The organism is Psychrobacter sp. 1Y4 (assembly GCF_051847555.1).
Genome location: NZ_JBPYDE010000512.1, coordinates 1 through 730, shown reverse-complemented (window position 1 = coordinate 730; position 730 = coordinate 1). Strand labels below are relative to the sequence as shown.

Annotated in this window: 1 protein-coding gene and 1 pseudogene; both read right to left on the bottom strand. The window is 43.3% G+C overall.

Annotated features, from left to right (window positions below; genetic code table 11):
* A pseudogene (locus ACS8FC_RS17270) lies at positions 1-223 on the bottom strand (hypothetical protein); the annotation flags it as partial.
* A gap of 185 nt (positions 224-408) precedes the next feature.
* Positions 409-729 (bottom strand): SirB2 family protein, encoded by a 321-nt coding sequence (locus ACS8FC_RS17265; protein ID WP_439297686.1) that lies wholly within the window; start codon positions 727-729, stop codon positions 409-411.
* Between the last annotated feature and the right edge of the window lies 1 nt (position 730).

The window sequence follows — 730 nt, the reverse complement described above, 5'->3', positions numbered from 1 at the left end:
CGCCAACACCCACACCCGAAGCCGCCAAGGTAGATTGCTCATTGCGCGCTGCTTCGACATAACGGTTGACGCGATTGTACTCTTGGCTCAATGCTTGGCAGTTATAGTTTTGATAAGTACTTGGCGGCACATATTGCGGCGTGACATTACCAGTAGAGGCACAGCCTGAGAGCGCAAAAACGCCAACTGTTGCCAGTAGTGTCGCTGTGGTAAACGTTTTCATAGTGGCTCCATTAGGCTAAGTGATTGTATTTATATCTATTTAAGATAGCAAAAATTGCATGATTAAGATATTGAAAAAATATAAATGGTTAAATATTTTATGATCTTATCAATACGACTGCTTGTGCGATGGCAGTATGATATTTACTCAAAATATTGAAGCTCTGCTACAACGACAATTGCTTATCAGAATAAATTGGCCGGTTTAGCAAAGGCGAGTATTACAATGCCAATATACGCGACAGCTGCAATCAGGATACCTGTTTTGCTCTGAGTGGGTGTCGCATCGGCATTAAAGGCTTTGATGCTTGAGCTAATCGCTGCGATAAGTAAGATGATTTTGGCAAACACCCACTGTACAGGCGCGTTAGCACTCATCAGTTGCATGAGCATGATCGCACCTGACAGGATTAGTAGTGCATAGATAATATGAGTGGCGATTTTGACCACGCGTGGCGCGCGTCTATTTGCGCTGAGTACTAAGTAGCTTTGATATAAGAACAGCACA